The sequence below is a fragment of the Pantoea sp. UBA7232 genome (genome assembly GCF_002473195.1).
GTDB lineage: Bacteria > Pseudomonadota > Gammaproteobacteria > Enterobacterales > Enterobacteriaceae > Pantoea > Pantoea eucrina.
In genome coordinates this window covers 422,252-439,058 of record NZ_DKTK01000006.1, presented here as the reverse complement: position 1 = coordinate 439,058, position 16,807 = coordinate 422,252, and the positions used below count along the sequence as shown (strand labels likewise).

Below are 16,807 nucleotides of genomic sequence, written 5' to 3'. Positions count from 1 at the left end.
CCACGTAAAACGGAGCCTGATGGCTCCGTTTTTCTTTTCAGTGATCTACCTCGCAATTAGCAGTGCTTATATCCGCCACCGGCACAATTCTTTTTGAGATGGCCGGTTGGCAAGCCTCGCGTCTGACGTTAACCTGATAGCTCATTTCGCTAAAGTTCACCCAAACGGAACTGACTCATGTTTGAATCTATCTCTGCCGCACCTGCCGACCCTATTCTGGGGCTGGCCGATCTGTTTCGCGCTGATGACCGTCCGCATAAAATTAATCTGGGCATTGGCGTATACAAAGATGAAACCGGAAAAACGCCGGTGCTGACCAGCGTGAAAAAAGCTGAGCAGTACCTGCTGGAAAATGAGACGACCAAAAACTATCTGAGCATTGACGGCCTGCCCGATTTTGCCCGCTGCACTCAGGCGCTGCTGTTTGGCAACGACAGCCCGCTTATCGCCGCAGGCCGCGCCTGCACGGCGCAGACGCCAGGCGGCACCGGCGCCCTGCGCGTGGCGGCGGATTTTCTCGCCACGCAGACCAGCGTTAAACGCGTCTGGGTAAGCAATCCAAGCTGGCCAAACCATAAAAACGTGTTTAACGCTGCCGGCCTCGAGGTGTGTGAATATCAGTACTACGACGCCGCAAACCACACGCTCGATTTCGACGGCATGCTGGCAGCGCTGCAGCAGGCGCAGGCGGGCGACGTGGTGCTGTTCCACGGCTGCTGCCATAACCCGACCGGCATCGACCCGACGCGCGAGCAGTGGCAACAGCTCGCAACGCTGTCACAGGAAAAGGGCTGGCTGCCGCTGTTTGACTTCGCCTATCAGGGTTTTGCACGCGGTCTGGACGAAGATGCTGAAGGCCTGCGCATTTTTGCCGCAGCCCACCAGGAGCTGCTGGTTGCCAGCTCCTACTCTAAGAACTTTGGTCTCTATAACGAGCGCGTCGGCGCCCTGACGCTGGTAGCGGCCAGCAGCGACGCGGCTAAAACCGCGTTCAGCCAGGTGAAATACAGCATCCGTGCCAACTACTCCAATCCGCCGTCGCACGGCGCTGCCGTTGTCGCCACTATCCTCAGCAATGAGGCGCTGCGGACTATCTGGGTACAGGAGCTGACTGATATGCGTCAGCGTATTCAGCGTATGCGTCAGCTGTTTGTGAACACGCTGGCAGAAAAAGGCGCGCGCCAGGATTTCAGCTTCATCATCAAACAGAACGGCATGTTCTCATTCAGCGGCCTGACCAAAGATCAGGTCGTGCGTCTGCGTGATGAATTCGGCGTGTACGCGGTAAACTCAGGTCGCGTTAACGTGGCAGGCATGACGCCGGATAATATGTCGGCGCTGTGTGAAGCGATAGTCGCAGTACTCTAAGCGAAATGCGTGAACAGGCGGCGGGTGAGGCTCTCACCCGCCGCTTTTTTTATGGCTACTGCAGGAAAGGATTGGTCAGACGCTCACGTCCCAGCGTGGATACCGGCCCATGCCCGGGTACAAACGCAATGTCGTCGCCCAGCGGCAGCAGTTTGGTTTTGATGGCGTTGATCAGATCGCTGTGGCTGCCCTGCGGGAAGTCGGTGCGCCCGACGCCGCCGCTAAAGATCACGTCTCCTGAGATAAGCAGCTTTCCGGCGCGATCGAAAAAGACAATGTGCCCCGGGGTATGACCCGGACAGTGCAGCACCTCCAGCGCCACGTTGCCCAGCTCTACCACATCACCCTCTTCCAGCCAGCGATCCGGCGTCAGCGGTGCACACTCCGGCAGCCCAAACATCCGGCTCTGCGTGGGCAGATTATCGAGCCAGACTTTGTCCAGCTGATGCGGGCCGGTCACCGGTATCTGGAAATGGGCCGCCAGCTCAGCCGCCGCGCCGGCATGGTCGAGGTGACCGTGCGTCAGCAAAATCTGCGACGGCTTCAGGCCGCGCTCCGCCAGCGCCGCTTTGATGGTTTCCGCATCGCCGCCAGGATCGACCAGGGCTGCAATGCCCGTCTCTTCATCCCAGATAGCTGAACAGTTTTGCGAAAAGGCGGTAACCGGAATAATGTGATAATTCATAACGCTCCATGACCGGCACACGCAGCGCTGCCGGCATCAGGACCAGTGCCTTGCAGGCCCGGTATCTATGTGTACGAAGTTGCTGCGTGGATAATATCCTACACCACCCGCGCGCATAGATAACGCCGCTTTACGCACGTTACTCAGGGCAATGCCCTCAATATGGAAATCCATCGCCTGGCCTTTGGTGTGATAGCTATGCTTCGCCACGCCAGGGCCCGATTCGCGCAGCATGTTGTTGGTCGACAGCGTACGATAACCTGAGATGAGCTGTACCGGTTTACGGGTATCCAGCAGCGCCTGCAGGCGGTAGAGCTGATCAAACAGATGGGGATCGATGCTTTTCACTTTATTTGCGCGGTAGTCGCGGAAAAAGTGATTAAGACGCGCCAGTTCGTCGCGATCGTAGCTTTTACCGTTGAAAAACTCAGTTTTGAGGGTTTCACCGGTATGCATGTTGCTGAGCGTCAGAATACGCGGACGTGAGGTCGACACAGAGGCCAGCGCTGAGCCGGGGAGCAGGGAGAGGCCTGCTGCTGCGCCGCCAAGCAGCAGTAAGCGGCGGCGCTGAGAATCGATATTAGCCATGAAACGAGGTTACCTGAATAAAACACATTGAATGTGTAAAAAGTACACAAGGCCGCACAGTAACGGCAGCATGGATATCAGTCAACCCGGAATCTGTCTCAGAATGTGCAAAACCCGACCAGAAGCAAATTTCTGGCCGGGTTTCAGGGGCGTTTCGCTTATCAACAATCTGGCGAAAATCAGCACGCTACAGCAGGAGCTGTCCTGCCCGGGCCAGCACCTGGCTGCCGGAGCGCGCCGTATTATCATAATTGTAAATATCTGTACGATATTGCGCCTGCCCGTCATCGCTGACCCAGGCGGTCAGATAGTACAGATTGACCGGGATACGATGCCGAATCGGCACATAGCGCGTGTCACCCTGCTTCAGCGTGCTGGAAATACGGCTGTCGTTCCAGCCAGCATCCTGCAGCAGCAGGTTAGCCAGATCGGAGGCTTTATTTACGCGTACGCAGCCGGAGCTGAGTGCGCGAATATCGCGCTGAAACAGGCCGTGGTTTGGCGTATCGTGCAGATAGATGGCGTCTGAACTGGGCATATTAAACTTATAACGTCCCAGTGAATTGGTGGCGCCCGGTGCCTGACGGATGCGATACGGGAAGCTGGCAGCAGAAACCATCTGCCAGTTGATCATCGTCGGGTCGATCACTTCAGCGTCAGCGCTCCAGCCTGACAGCAGCGTATAGCCGTGCCGGTAGAGATAACCAGGATCCTGTTTCACCTTCGGCACAATATCCTGACGCACCAGCGTGGTTGGCACGTTCCACGGCGGATTGAGCACCACGTTGTTCAGCGCACTGCGCATAAGCGGCGTTTTGCGATCGGGCCGTCCGACAATAACCCGCGATGAGAGCACCGTGCTGCCGTTGTTATAGTAGGTCAGCGAATAGTTGGGAATATTCACCATTATCCCGTTATGCATATCATCCGGCAGCAGCCGCAGACGCTGAATGTTCAGCGCCAGCAGTGAGGCGCGCATCTGCGGTGAGACATTGAGCCACTCGCGGGTGCGCGGGCCAATTGCGCCGTCATCCGCCAGCCCCTGCCAGTGCTGAAAGCGCTTCACGCCCTCAACCAGCGCAGTGTCATAGATATTGCCGGCTGCAGAAGGCGATCCGGCCAGTATATTTCCTGCCGGCTGCGGCGTCGGGGCCGGAAGATCGGTGACGTTGGTGGCGGAAGGACTTACTGCCACCGGCTGGCTTTCAGCAACCGGCACGGCGCCCGCCGGCTCTGCATCTTCATCAGGTGCAGGCGTAGTGGCGTGGTCAGATGCGGTCAGCATACCGGTGCGCTGAAGAATTTCCCGCAGCGCCGGCACATCATCGCTGACCTGCCCCGGACGCAGCGTTGCTTTGTCACGCAGCTGCGGCCAGGGACGATTATCCGTCAGCAGCGTCTTCAGCGCCGCATGCATCGGCTGATACTGCGGATGCTGCGGCTGCAGTGAGGCCACAAACGCGCGGCTGCCGCCAGCGTTGACCGCGTTCTGCCACTGATTGATCGCTGACAGCGACGGCATGGTAAGCCTGTAAGGCACATTGCTGTAAAGCCAGGTTTCACCCTGCGCCGGTACGCCCGCCACAAACTGCAGGTAACCCAGCATGGCATCGCTCAGCACCACGTCGCGCGCAAAGCCTTTAATGTCCGGATCGGTCAGCCGCTCAACCCAGCGGCTGAACTGTGGCTGCACGCCTGAAAGCGCGACCTCAGCCAGCTGCTGCTGAAACGCCTGCACCGTATCGCGGTCCTGCCAGAGCGGCGCCATTCCGCGCGCGGCATAAAGACCCGCCAGACCCGGCAGGTAAAAAGGGCGATCGCTGGCGCTGAATGCCTGCAGGATCTGCTGCTGGCTGGCCGCCACTGACGTGGTGCCGTGCCCGCCGGCTGTCATGCTGGCGGTTTGTGCAGCCTGCCCCGCGGCCAGTGGCAAGCCTGCCAGCACGACACTAAACACCAGCGCCATGCGATTAAATCTGAACGTTTTACTCAGCAACATCCCTGCCCCCTGTTACCTGAGACGCAGCCTGCCCTGTGCGCTGCGTATAACCTGACTTTCATGATGAGTATATAAAGAAAAAACGGCATTCGCCTCTCAGGGCCAATGCCGTTTACAGATTAACGCTGGTTGCGCGGTTTAACCAGTCAGGCGCTTAGCTATTTTGCGTTTCCAGCCCCTGCTCGCTTTGCGCCGTTTTTACCGGTGCCGGATCGGCGGAAAAACCACGCAGGCCCACTACGTGCACATGCTCCGTATTGTTAAATACTTTACGAACCAGTTTATAAGTGGTGCCTTTTTCCGGACTGATATTTTCCGGCGCGGCGATCACCAGCTGCATCTCCAGACGCTCGCAGAGTTCAAACAGCGTCGCGATTGAACGGGCATCCAGACGCGCCGCTTCATCAAGGAACAGCAGACGGCACGGTGAGATATCTTTGCCGCGCAGACGACGCGACTCCTCTTCCCAGCTCTGCACCACCATCACCAGAATTGACATCCCGGTACCAATCGCCTCGCCGGTTGAGAGCGCCCCGCTTTCCGCGCGCAGCCAGCCGTCGGAGCCGCGATTTACTTCAACTTCCATTTCCAGATAGTTGCGATAATCCAGCAGCTCCTCACCGATGGTCTGCGGCGTACGCTGGCCCATATCAATCTGCGGGTTAAGACGCTGATAAAGTTTGGCCAGCGCTTCCGAGAATGTCAGCCGGTTACTGGTAAAGAGATCCTGATGCTGTTCGTGCTCTTCGGAGAGCGTATCCAGCAGCGTGGCGTGTGTCTCACGCACGTTGACGTTAAGCCGTACGCTCTTCACCTGACCAAAACTCACCGTCTGCAGCCCCTGGTTCAGCTGCCGGATGCGGTTCTGTTCGCGCTGAATAGTCTTGCGAATAATATTGGCCGCACTGCGTGAGCTGATCGCCAGCGTCTGCTCACGCGCCGTCAGCTCTTCAGTCAGACGGTTCAGCTCAATCTCCATCTGCTCAATCGCCTCGACCGGATCGTCAGTGCGGATAATATCCTGACGGATACGCTCGCGCAGATGCTGATAAACGGCGATAAAGAACTGAATTTTACGCTCCGGACGCTTGGGATCTTCCGACATGCGCAGAACATCACGCAGATGTTCATTATCCGCCACCGCAAGACGCAGCGCGCCCAGGGCTTTATCGGACATTGAGCGCAGCTCGTCACCGCTCATATAGGCCAGCTCGCGCCGGTGCAGCCGTCGTTCCACGCCGTTGTCTTTCACCAGACGCAGTACGGAGCACCAGCCCGCCTTGGCACTGACCACCTGCTCACGCAGGATGCGATAATCGCGCTCCAGCTTACGCAGCTTTTTCTGCAGGCTGTCCATTTCTGCTTCGCAGAACGTCAGCTGTTTCTCCAGCTGGTTACGCCGCGCCCGGTTATGGCTGAGCGCGGTATAGAGTTCATCGCGCCGGATACGCGCCCGCTCTTCCGCGCTGGCATCGGCGTGAACGCCGATATCCTGCATCTCCTGCTGCAGCTCTTTCAGCATGTCGCGTTTGGCATCGTGCGAACTGCGCAGCGAGGCCAGCACCTGCGAGTACTGCGTCAGCTGCGCCTGATGTTCACGCAGGCGTTCACGGGCGCGGCTGCGCTCGCCTTCAGCCTGCTCCAGGCGCTGCCGTAGCTTATCAGAGAGATCGCTGTTACCGGTCAGCATCCCGGCTGAATCGCCATAGCTGAAGTGGGCGCGGCGCTGTACCACCTCCGTCAGCGCAAATGCCTGCTGGCGCGCGCTGAGCTGCTGCGCCTGCGCCTGCTGGTAGTCGCGCTGCAGCTGATCGTGCTGCTGCGGATCGTTCTGCAGCACCGCCACCAGCGACTCCAGCTTGCTGAGTTTGCTGCCGTGCTGGTGCAGGAAGCGCGCCGCCTCCTGCGCCTCTTCCACCCGCTCACGGATCTCTTCGCAGCGATCCGGCAGGGTGTCATCCAGCAGCAGGTTAACGCGAGGCAGCAGGCGGTTAAGCTGGGCGACGCCGTCGCGCGCCTGTTCAAACTGTGCACGCTGCTGCTGATTATTACTCTCATGCTGCGCCAGACCGCGCTCCAGCTCACTGCGCCGGCCGTTAAGCTGGCGGATTTGCGCTTCCGGATCCTCATCAAACGCTACCGCCAGATGACTGCCGATAAAGCGGCTGAAAGACTGATGCAGACGCTGCGTTTTCTGTACGTCAAATGAGAGCGTCGCATAACGTTCTGCCAGCCTGTCACGTTCAATACCCAGCAATTCAAGCTGATTTTCACGTGCGGCGCGGCCAAACAGCGGCACCTTAGGAAAACGCGAATAGCGCCACTGACGCTCTGCGACTTTGACCACGACAGCTTTATCCAGCTCATCTACGCTGAAGACGCTGTCATCAAAGGATTGCGGATCGCCCTCAATCAGATAGAGATCTTCTGGGCACTCTTCCAGCCCTTCGAGCTGTTCGCGTATCAGCGCCAGATCCGGCACCACGATGGCGTGGCGCGAAGGTCCATAGAGCGCAGAAAAATAGGGGGCATCGTCCAGCGTGACATCATCATAAATTTCGGAGAGCAGCACGCCGCCAAAGCGCTCTGCCAGCTGCGTGAGGCGCGCATCTTCTGCGCCGCCTGGCTGGCTGAGGCGTTCAATCTGCTGCTCAACGTCGCGTTTACGCGCCGCAATTTCATCTCGCTCTACGGTGGTTTCACGCTCGCGCTCCAGCAGCTGCTGCATAAAGGCGGTCACCTGCTGACTGCTGCTCAGCTGCTCACCTGTCTGTTCGCTAAGCTGCGTCAGAATCTCCTGAGCGGCCAGCCAGTGCGGGGCGCGTGCCGTCAGCGTTGCGATACGTTCGCGCAGCTGTTCCAGCTCCTGACGCATCTGCATGCGCTGTTCACCGGCATCGGCAACGCTGGCGCTGAGCTGCTCAATCTGCGCTTCCAGCTCGCGCTGCAGCCCTTCCAGCGCGTCTGCTTCATAGTGCTGGCCCTGACGTTTGCAGAACTCTGCCAGCAGGCGTTCAGCCTCATGCTGCTCGCGCAGGCGACCTTCTGATTCGTTAAGACGCAGCCGCAGTGACGCCAGCTGATCGGCATAATGACGCTGATTCGCGGCGTCGCGCAGCAGCTGACGACCCACCTGCCAGGCGTCCTGACGGCTGACCTCACCGGCAATGCTGGTTACCAGCGCCAGCGCCTGCTCAAACTGGCTGTGTGCGGCTTCCGCCATACTCAGTTTCTGCTCCAGCCGCAGCAGCTGGCTGGTCGCCTCTTCGTCGCGTGCCTGGAACGTCTCCAGCCAGTCAGCGGCGTTATCAATCGTCAGGTCCGGCAGCTGGCAGCGCGTACGGGCTTTCTCCAGTGCCTGCAGCGCCTGCTGATACTGAATAGAGCGCGTCTGCTGAACATCCAGCGCCTGCTGGAAATCGGCCAGCTGACTTTTCAGCTCATCCACTTCAATTTCAGCGGCTTCGGCGCGCGCCTCATTCTCTTCCTGGATCTCACGCGCTTCAGCTACAAACTCATTCTGCTCTTCCAGCCGGTAGCTCAGCTCTTCAAGATCGGCATCATAACGCGCGATTTTCTCCTGCTGGCGCATTGCGGTCTGCACCAGATTAAGATGATCGCTGGCCGCCTGATAATCGATCTCCAGATCGCTTTCAGCGGCGCTATGCTCAGCCAGCTCACGCGCCATTTCCACGTGACGATACTGCTCCGACACCAGCTGGTTGCGGCTGCTGAACAGCTCATTGCGCAGCTGAAGCGCCCCGTCCAGATGTACCCGCCGTTCGTTCGCATGACGCATATAGTCAGCTGAGACGTAGCTGGTCGCCTCAGAGATCAGATGCTTGAACAGATCGCGATCGGACTGCGTCACGCGAATCGCTTCCAGCGTCATGCGGTTCTCACGCAGTGCCGCTTCCATATCCTGAAACGCTTTACGCACGCCGCCGTTTTCCGGCAGCAGATAGTCGCGCAGCGAACGGGTGATGGCGCTGGAGATACCGCCGTAGAGCGACGCCTCAATCAGCCGGTAGAATTTACTGCGATCGCTGGCTGAACGCAGGCGACGCGGCACCACGCCGAGTTCAAACAGCATGGCGTGATAGTCAGTAATGGAGCTGTACTGGCGGAACTGCACGCCTTCCTGTGCTTCAACGCGATCTTTAACCTCTGTCAGCGGCAGTACACGCGCCTGACGGCTGTTAAGGATCTCGGTCAGCAAGTCAGTGGGCAGCGCATCCGCGGGCAGGCCATGAATACTGAACGGTTTAATATCCACTTTCTTATCGCGCCCGGCCACCTGCTGCAGACGCACCCCGACCACAACGCGCTGATGGCGTGAGTTGACGACATCCAGCACTGAATAGCAGACGCCAGCGCGCAGTTTACCGTGCAGACCCTTATCGCGGGAGCCTGACGTGGCGCCTGCTTCCGTGGTATTACGGAAGTGCAGCAGGGTTAAATCGGGGATCATCGCCGTAACAAACGCGGCCATGGTGGTGGATTTGCCGGCACCGTTACCGCCTGAAAGCGTGGTAACCAGTTCATCGAGATCAAAGGTGCGGGCAAAAAAGCCATTCCAGTTGATCAGTGTCAGCGAACGAAACTTACCGCGTTCAATCATACCTGCTTCTCCTCCGCGTTATCAGTCGCATCACTGCTCTCCGCATGTTCACTCTCCTGCTCCGCCTCATCGGCTGTTGCAGAAACGGCAGCCTCTTCGGGTGTCATCGCTTCACCCACGCGGATCAGACGCAGCTGCGCCTCACGCGGATCGTCGCCGCTGCGCACGTCAGCACCAAAGCGAAAGACTGATTCCATAATGCGAAATTTGCTGCTGTCATTACCCATAAACCACACCATTCCCAGGCGGCGCAGACGGCTCAGTGAGGCGCGCATCTTCTCCTGCAGGCGGGTGCGATCGAGATCGGAACCGGTTGAGCGCTGATTGACCAGCTTAAGCAGCTTGTGTTCATCCGCCAGCGACAGCAGCTCATCATAGAGCTCCTGCTGGGTAAAAATACCCTCGTTTGCCAGACGCTCCGGGCTCAGATAGAGGTAGCAGAGAATTTTGCCTACCATCATATCCAGCTCAGAGAGCACCGAGCGTGGGATCAGCGTGGTTGAGCGCGGCCGCAGGTAGAAAAAGCCTTCTGGCGCGCGGATCAGCTCCACGTTATAGCGGGCATAAAACTCTTCAAGATAGGTTTGGTAGTCCATCAGAAAAGCGTGATTGTCCAGCTCTTCGATACCGATATGCCGGCCCGCGCGCAGCTGACTGTCGAGCGCCGGAAAAAGGGGATTGGCCAGCGCCAGTGCCAGTTTAACCGGCATCACTTGTTCAATATTTGTCGATGACATGCGCCTGCACCTTGGCTCCGTAATCATTAATGGTCTGCCATTCTGCTGGCAAACCGGCTAAATCTGCTTCAGCAACGCCCAGCCGCACCGCCTGATCGATCACGATACGCGCCAGATCGAAATGGCGCGCGCGCGGATATTGCGCCAGGTATTCGCGCATGACGGTGGCAAGGTGCAGCGGTTTTTGCTCGCGAAGATACACAGCCAGCGCCTCTTCAATCATGGCGGCCAGCTGCTCGCGGATCTCGTTAAACTCTTCATACTCCATTTCCGGCGGAAGCTCGCCCATGACCTCATCGTTACGCAGCGTCATCTCTTCATCGCGCATATCGAGCAGGCGGTCAGCGCTGGCGTAAGTCAGCATCCACGGCTGATCAAAATAGTTCTGTACCGACTGACGCAGCCGCTGTGCAAAGACCCGGTTCTTATCCATATCAATCGCGGTACGGATAAACTTATGTACGTGACGGTCATAGCCGATCCACAGATCAATCGCCTGCTGGCCCCAGCTGATAATACGATCGAGTTTGTTCTGCAGGTCATAAACCAGTTTGTCGACGAAACCGAGATCGGGACTGCTTAGCGTGGCATCCTGGATGCGCAACAGGTTTGCCTGCAGCTTATCGCCCGCCGCTTCCAGCGTATCCTGCAGTTCACGCAGCGTGCCGGAGGTCTCAGAGAGCAGCAGTTCACAGCTGGAGATCGCGGCGCGCCAGTCTTTGTTGAGCAGCGCGGCGATATCATTTTTTACCGTCTGCTGCTGCTCATCCATCAGGCGCTGCGTCATATCGATGCTGTCAAAAATCTCAGCAACCGAATATTTCAGCGGAGCAAATACGTTGCGGTGCCAGTGAAACTCATCGCCATCTTCTTCAGCGGCGTCAGCAGCGCGCTTCAGCTCCTGACCCACAATTGAGAGCTGCATTGAGAGGCGCAGCGTGGAGAATTCGCGCTGGCGGATATAGTAGTCGGTGATGCCAATTCCCAGCGGCGTCAGGCGATAGATAGCGTGCCCTTCAGACACCTCGCTGGTAAACCGGTTAAGCAGTCGCTGCCGTACCAGGTCGTTAATCGCATTGTTCGCACGCACCTGTACGGTTTCATGCGTCTGTTCAAACGCTTTGCTGACGTGACGAAAGGCGTCGGTCAGCTCACCTTCACTCATTTCACCGTCCATGCGCTCACCGTTAAGGGTGGCGATGGCCAGCAAAAAGGCCAGACGTTCTACCGGCAGCGCAAGCGAGAAATCGTTTTTGCGTGCCCAGGCCACCAGTTCTGGCACCGTCTGGGAAAAATCGCTCATAGTTGATCCTTTTACCTGGGTTTGCGCGCCGTCACATGGATATAACGCCCTAAGCTTAAAAAGGGCTCCTGACGACAGTAGCGCCGCTCCATTTCAATAATCTCTTCCACGCTCTTACCTGCACCGGGCTGCGGTTTCATGTAATCACTGAACACGCGAACACCGGTGCGCTGCTCAATCACAAAACCGCACTGCGTGAGCCATTGATAGACGTCCTGCGGCTCGCGCGGAAAATCGGGCGACAGGGTACGCTTTTTGCGTTTGGTCATATTGGCGCGCAGGTAGCCGAAATTACCCAGCGTAAGCGTGCGAAACGTCAGCCCGTGTGCGTTGTAAAACATCAGCGACAGCACACCGCCTGGTTTCAGCGTCTGCCACAGCGCCTGCAGCACGGCCAGCGGATCGGCCACCCACTCCAGCACCGCGTGAAACAATACCAGATCGACTGGCGTATCCAAATGCTCGCCTACCTGCTGAGCGCTGACTTGCCGGAACTGCATATTGTGGCTGACGCCGGTTTCCCGTGCGTGGTCCGCCGCCAGTTTCAGCATTTCACCGGAGAGATCGCAGAGCGTGACCTGATGCCCGCGGGCAGCGAGTCCGCTGGAGATTTGCCCCACGCCGCCGCCAGCATCCAGCACAGATAGCGGTCCGGCAGGCAGTGACGGCAGCAGCGCCTCCAGCTCATCCCACAGAATGGCCTGACGCACCAGCCCTTTGCGGGTGCCGTAAATGTTTTGCGAGAATTTATCCGCCAGATCGTCGAAATTACGATCCTGCATGGTGTGCGCTCCGGTTTGCGGCAGTTAACTTGTGCTATTTTGTCACAGGCTCACCAGGAATGAACCTTTCACGCTGCAGTAACTGTCTGGCTGCTGTTTTTTCAGACAAAAGGAGTAAAAAAGGATGTTATTTGCCTTAAAAAAAGTCATTGGCGGCTTGCTTCTGCCTTTGCCGCTGCTGTTACTGCTGATGGCAGCCGGACTTTTGCTGCTCTGGCTGACGCGCTGGCAAAAAAGCGCCAAAGTTTTACTCTCCGTCAGCTGGCTGCTGCTGCTGCTGCTGAGCCTGCAGCCGGTGGCCGACCGCCTGCTGCTGCCGCTGGAAAACCGCTACCCGACGTGGAACGGTACAACGCCGGTGGCCTGGATTGTGGTGCTGGGCGGCGGTTATACCTGGAACCCGGACTGGGCGCCCGGCTCTAACCTGATTGGTAACAGCCTGCCGCGCGTGACGGAGGGCGTAAGGCAGTGGCGACGCAACCCGCAGGCCAAAATGATTTTTACCGGTGCGGCGGCAGGCCAGAATCCGCGCAGCAACGCAGCGGTTGCCGCCGACGTCGCGATGAGCCTTGGCGTACCGCCTAGCGCCATCATTACGCTTGATTCGCCGAAAGATACCGCTGAAGAGGCGCAGGCGGTAAAACAGATGACGGGCAATAGCGCATTTCTGCTGGTCACCTCCGCCAATCATCTGCCGCGTGCGATGGCTTTTTTTCACCACGCCGGACTGGCACCGATCCCCGCGCCCGCCAATCAGATGGCGATCGTCTCGCCGCTTAACGGCTGGGAGCGTGCGCTGCCCTCGCCACTCTGGCTGAGCCACAGTGAACGGGCTATCTATGAGACGCTGGGACAGATCTGGCAGCATTTGCGCGGTCAGTCGGGCAGCCGTGACGACGCTGCGCCCTGATGTCAGAAAGAGAAAGTGTCAGACAGAGCCAGCGGCGTTGCGCCTGCTGGCCTGACAGAGAGAGTTAACGCTGCATCGCCGCGCGTACGCGCGCCAGATCTTCTGGTGTATCCACGCCCACGCTCGGGATAGTTGTGGCAACCGCCACATGAATTTTTTCGCCATACCAGAGCACGCGCAGCTGCTCCAGTAGCTCAATCTGCTCCAGCGCGCAGGGTTGCCAGGCGACATAGCGGCGAATAAAGCCGGCGCGGTAGGCATAAATACCGATATGCCTCAGCAGCGTATCTCCCGCCTGCTCGCGCGACTGCGCATAGCGCTCGCGATCCCAGGGAATGGTGGCCCGCGAGAAATAGAGCGCGTAGCCCTGCCGGTCGGTTACCACTTTAACCGCGTTCGGATTAAACGCCTCATCGGCATCTGCGATCGGCACCGCCAGCGTGGCCATGCCAGCCTCTGCCGCGGCGAGATTCTCCGCCACCTGACGCACGATACCGGCCGGGATCATCGGCTCATCGCCCTGCACGTTGACAATGATAGTGTCATCGTCAAAGTTGCAGGCTTCAATGACTTCAGCCAGCCGCTCGGTGCCGGACTGATGATCGGCCCGCGTCATACAGACTTCACCGCCGGCCGCAGTTACTGCTGCAGCGACTTCGGGGTGATCGGTTGCGACGATTACGCGATCGGCTCCCGACTCCCGCGCACGCTCCATGACGTGCACGACCATGGGCTTACCGTGGATATCGACCAGCGGTTTACCCGGCAGACGCGTCGAAGCGTAGCGCGCCGGAATGATAGCAACAAAACTCATGGATGGATCTCTTCAGCCGTCAGCGTTCGCGCCTCGGTTTCCAGCAGCACCGGAATGCCATCCCGGACCGGGAATGCCAGTCCGTCAGGCTTGCAGATAAGCTCCTGCTGCGCCTTGTTGAAGTAGAGTTTTCCGTTACAAACCGGACAGGCCACAATCTCAAGTAAACGGTGATCCATACTTTTCTCCTTTCAGGATCGGGGTCAGTTAGTCAGCATACCATAGCGGTTGCCAGACTCTATTACGCGCCGCGGGCCAGCCGGGTGATATCGTCGAGCAGCGGTGCCACTGCCGCACCGGAAAGCTGCGCCTCTACCGGCAGATACCACCAGTTGTCGCGCGCAAACTTACGGCACTTCACCGCATCTTTCTCCGTCATCAGCAGACATTGTCCGCTCAGCGTCAGGCCGGCAAGCTCCGGCTCGCTGTAAGCGTGATGATCGGCAAACGCGATTTCCGCTACCGTTTTAATGCCCTGCTGCTGCAGCGTGGTGAAAAAGCGCGGCGGATGGCCAATACCGGCCATCGCCACAATATCTGGCAGCGCACTGAGCGCAGCGGTTTCGCCCGATAGCAGGTTAACCGCCCGACCCGGCTGCAGCGTCATGGCAATTTCCGGACTGGTGGCATTGCCACCATTAACGATCACTGCATCCACCTGCTGCAGCCGGTGCGCACGCTCCCGCATAGGCCCGGCGGGTAACCACCAGCCGTTGCCAAAGCGGCGCACGCCATCCACCACCACAATTTCGCGATCGCGCTGCAGCGCATAATGCTGCAGGCCATCATCCGTGATGATGATGTCCAGCGAATGCGCCGCCAGCAGCGCTTCGATAGCCTGACGGCGCCGGGGCGCCACGGCAACCGGTACGCCGGTGCGTTGTGCAATCAGCACGGGTTCATCCCCTGCCTCGGCCGTTGAGGTTTCCCCGGTTACCAGCAGCGGATAGTGTGCCGCTTTCCCCCCGTAGCCGCGTGACACCACGCCCGGACGCAGCCCGCGCGCCTGCAGCGCTTCTGTCAGCCAGATTACTACCGGCGTCTTACCGTTACCGCCTGCCGTCAGGTTACCGACCACCACCACCGGACACGGTGCCCGCCAGCTCTGCTGCCAGCCACGCTGATAGCTCAGGCGAATCAGCCAGGTGATAGCACCATACAGCAGGCTAAGCGGCCACAGCAGCAGCCACAGCGGCGAGCGCCCGCTCCAGATGCGTTCAATCATTGACCGAACTGTAACTTATGCAGCTGTGCATAAGCCCCTTTCTCCGCCAGCAGCAGTTCATGCGTACCGCGTTCAACAATACGGCCATCCTCGACCACCACGATCTCATCTGCTTTTTCAATGGTAGAGAGACGGTGTGCGATCACCAGCGAGGTCCGGTTTTTCTGCAGCTCATCCAGCGCCGACTGAATGGCGCGTTCTGACTCCGTATCCAGCGCAGATGTCGCCTCATCCAGAATCAGAATCGGGCAGTCGCGCAGCAGCGCGCGCGCAATCGCAATACGCTGGCGCTGGCCACCGGAGAGCAGTACGCCGTTTTCACCGATAACCGTATCCAGGCCTTTATCCATTTTGTTAATGAAATCCATAGCGTGCGCCATGGTGGCGGCCTGTTCAATCTGTGCCCGGCTATAGTCACCGTTACGCGCATAAGCGATGTTATTGGCGATGGTGTCATTAAACAGATGCACATTCTGCGATACCAGCGCTACCTGATTACGCAATGAGCGCAGGGTATATTCACGCAGATCGTGCCCATCCAGCAGAATTTCGCCGGAATCGATATCATAAAAGCGCGTCAGCAGGCTGGCCATGGTCGATTTGCCCGAGCCGGAGCGGCCGACCAGTGCAACCGTTTTACCCGCCGGCAGCGTCAGGTTAATATCGCGCAGCGCCGGGATCTCACGCCCCGGATAGGTAAAGGTCACGTTGCGAAACTCAACGTCGCCTTTAGCGCGTTCAACTGTGCGCGTGCCGTTATCCACTTCCTGCTCACTGTCGAGGATGGAGAACAGCGTCTGGCAGGCTGCCATACCGCGCTGAAACTGGGCGTTAACGTTAGTCAGCGATTTCAGCGGACGCATCAGGGCAATCATGGAAGAGAAGACCACGGTAATGGTACCGGCGGTCAGCGTTTCCATCACGCTGGGGAAGCTGGCGGCATAGAGTACAAACGCCAGCGCCAGCGAGGCGATAAGCTGAATCACCGGATCGGAGATGGAAGAGGCAGAAACCAGCTTCATCCCCTGCTGACGCATTTTATTGCTGACCTGAGAGAAACGTTCCGCTTCCACTTCCTGACCGCCAAAAATCAGCACTTCTTTGTGCCCTTTCAGCATCTGTTCTGCGCTGGTGGTGACCTGTCCCATGGTGTTCTGCATGTTTCGGCTGATGTTGCGGAAGCGCTTTGAAACGGTGCGGATAGCGAACGAGACCAGCGGTGCCAGCAGGATCAAAATCAGTGAGAGCTGCCAGCTGTAGTAGAACATCATGATAAACAGGCCGATGATCGAGGCGCCCTCGCGCACCACGGTTACCAGAGCACTGGATGAGGAGGAGGCCACCTGTTCTGAGTCATAGGTAATACGCGACAGTAGCGTGCCGGTAGACTGCTGATCAAAGAACGCCACCGGCATTCCCATCATGTGTCCGAACAGACGACGACGCATATTCATCACCACATTACCTGACACCCAGGAGATGCAGTAGCTGGAGATATAGCTGGTGACGCCACGTATCAGCATCAGGCCCATGACAGCCAGCGGCATCCACAGCAGAACAGATTTGTCCGCTTTACCGAAACCATCATCCAGTAAAGGTTTCAACAGGGAGAGCATTAGGGTGTCGCCTGCCGCATTCAGCACCAGTGCCACGGCGGAGACGATAAGGCCAGCCTTATGCGGCGCAATCATTGGCCAGAGCCGGCGGAATGTCTGCCAGGTTGAGAGATCTTTGTCTTGATGCATTATTTATTCACGCTGTTTGAAATAGCCGCT

13 protein-coding genes are annotated in these 16,807 nt (G+C 58.3%); 2 read left to right on the top strand and 11 right to left on the bottom strand.

What is annotated here, in order from left to right:
* The first annotated feature begins 177 nt into the window (after nt 1-177).
* Entirely contained in the window at nt 178-1,368 is a 1,191-nt protein-coding gene (locus B4056_RS05390) for an amino acid aminotransferase (RefSeq protein WP_094111475.1), read from the top strand.
* Nucleotides 1,369-1,423: 55 nt separating this feature from the next.
* Here the strand turns inward: B4056_RS05390 and B4056_RS05385 are convergent, their stop codons facing one another.
* The 7 genes from B4056_RS05385 to cmoM form a co-directional block, all read right to left on the bottom strand.
* Entirely contained in the window at nt 1,424-2,053 is a 630-nt protein-coding gene (locus B4056_RS05385; RefSeq protein WP_039383592.1) for an MBL fold metallo-hydrolase, read from the bottom strand.
* A 36-nt stretch (nt 2,054-2,089) separates the two neighbouring features.
* A complete protein-coding gene (locus tag B4056_RS05380; protein WP_039383591.1) occupies nt 2,090-2,641 on the bottom strand; it encodes a YcbK family protein in 552 nt (183 codons plus the stop codon).
* 187 nt (nt 2,642-2,828) lie between these two features.
* The gene (gene ldtD / locus B4056_RS05375; protein ID WP_376780638.1) at nt 2,829-4,607 is read right to left on the bottom strand and encodes a L,D-transpeptidase; all 1,779 of its coding nucleotides are present in this window, start codon (nt 4,605-4,607) and stop codon (nt 2,829-2,831) included.
* 187 nt (nt 4,608-4,794) lie between these two features.
* Nucleotides 4,795-9,261 (bottom strand): chromosome partition protein MukB, encoded by a 4,467-nt coding sequence (gene mukB, locus B4056_RS05370; protein WP_288654049.1) that lies wholly within the window; start codon nt 9,259-9,261, stop codon nt 4,795-4,797.
* Nucleotides 9,258-9,998 (bottom strand): chromosome partition protein MukE, encoded by a 741-nt coding sequence (gene mukE, locus B4056_RS05365; protein ID WP_039383583.1) that lies wholly within the window; start codon nt 9,996-9,998, stop codon nt 9,258-9,260. The genes mukB and mukE overlap by 4 nt, the downstream gene beginning before the upstream one ends.
* The gene (gene mukF / locus B4056_RS05360) at nt 9,979-11,301 is read right to left on the bottom strand and encodes a chromosome partition protein MukF (protein ID WP_113655667.1); all 1,323 of its coding nucleotides are present in this window, start codon (nt 11,299-11,301) and stop codon (nt 9,979-9,981) included. Before mukF ends, mukE begins: the two co-directional genes overlap by 20 nt.
* An 11-nt stretch (nt 11,302-11,312) precedes the next feature.
* Nucleotides 11,313-12,083, bottom strand: coding sequence for a tRNA uridine 5-oxyacetic acid(34) methyltransferase CmoM (cmoM, locus tag B4056_RS05355; protein ID WP_039383578.1), 771 nt, complete (start codon nt 12,081-12,083; stop codon nt 11,313-11,315).
* 124 nt (nt 12,084-12,207) lie between these two features.
* Between cmoM and elyC the strand changes: the two genes are divergently transcribed.
* Nucleotides 12,208-12,993: an envelope biogenesis factor ElyC gene (elyC, locus tag B4056_RS05350; RefSeq protein ID WP_094111478.1), complete on the top strand. Its 786-nt coding sequence runs from the start codon at nt 12,208-12,210 to the stop codon at nt 12,991-12,993.
* Nucleotides 12,994-13,057: 64 nt separating this feature from the next.
* Here the strand turns inward: elyC and kdsB are convergent, their stop codons facing one another.
* The 4 genes from kdsB to msbA all read right to left on the bottom strand — a co-directional run bounded on the left by kdsB (nt 13,058) and on the right by msbA (nt 16,777).
* Nucleotides 13,058-13,807 (bottom strand): 3-deoxy-manno-octulosonate cytidylyltransferase, encoded by a 750-nt coding sequence (gene kdsB / locus B4056_RS05345; RefSeq protein ID WP_094111479.1) that lies wholly within the window; start codon nt 13,805-13,807, stop codon nt 13,058-13,060.
* The gene (locus B4056_RS05340) at nt 13,804-13,986 is read right to left on the bottom strand and encodes a Trm112 family protein (RefSeq protein WP_039383570.1); all 183 of its coding nucleotides are present in this window, start codon (nt 13,984-13,986) and stop codon (nt 13,804-13,806) included. The genes kdsB and B4056_RS05340 overlap by 4 nt, the downstream gene beginning before the upstream one ends.
* Before the next feature lie 62 nt (nt 13,987-14,048).
* Complete coding sequence (gene lpxK / locus B4056_RS05335) at nt 14,049-15,032, bottom strand: tetraacyldisaccharide 4'-kinase (protein ID WP_039383567.1); 984 nt, start codon at nt 15,030-15,032, stop codon at nt 14,049-14,051.
* Nucleotides 15,029-16,777: a lipid A ABC transporter ATP-binding protein/permease MsbA gene (msbA, locus tag B4056_RS05330; RefSeq protein WP_039383565.1), complete on the bottom strand. Its 1,749-nt coding sequence runs from the start codon at nt 16,775-16,777 to the stop codon at nt 15,029-15,031. The genes lpxK and msbA overlap by 4 nt, the downstream gene beginning before the upstream one ends.
* Nucleotides 16,778-16,807: the final 30 nt, after the last annotated feature.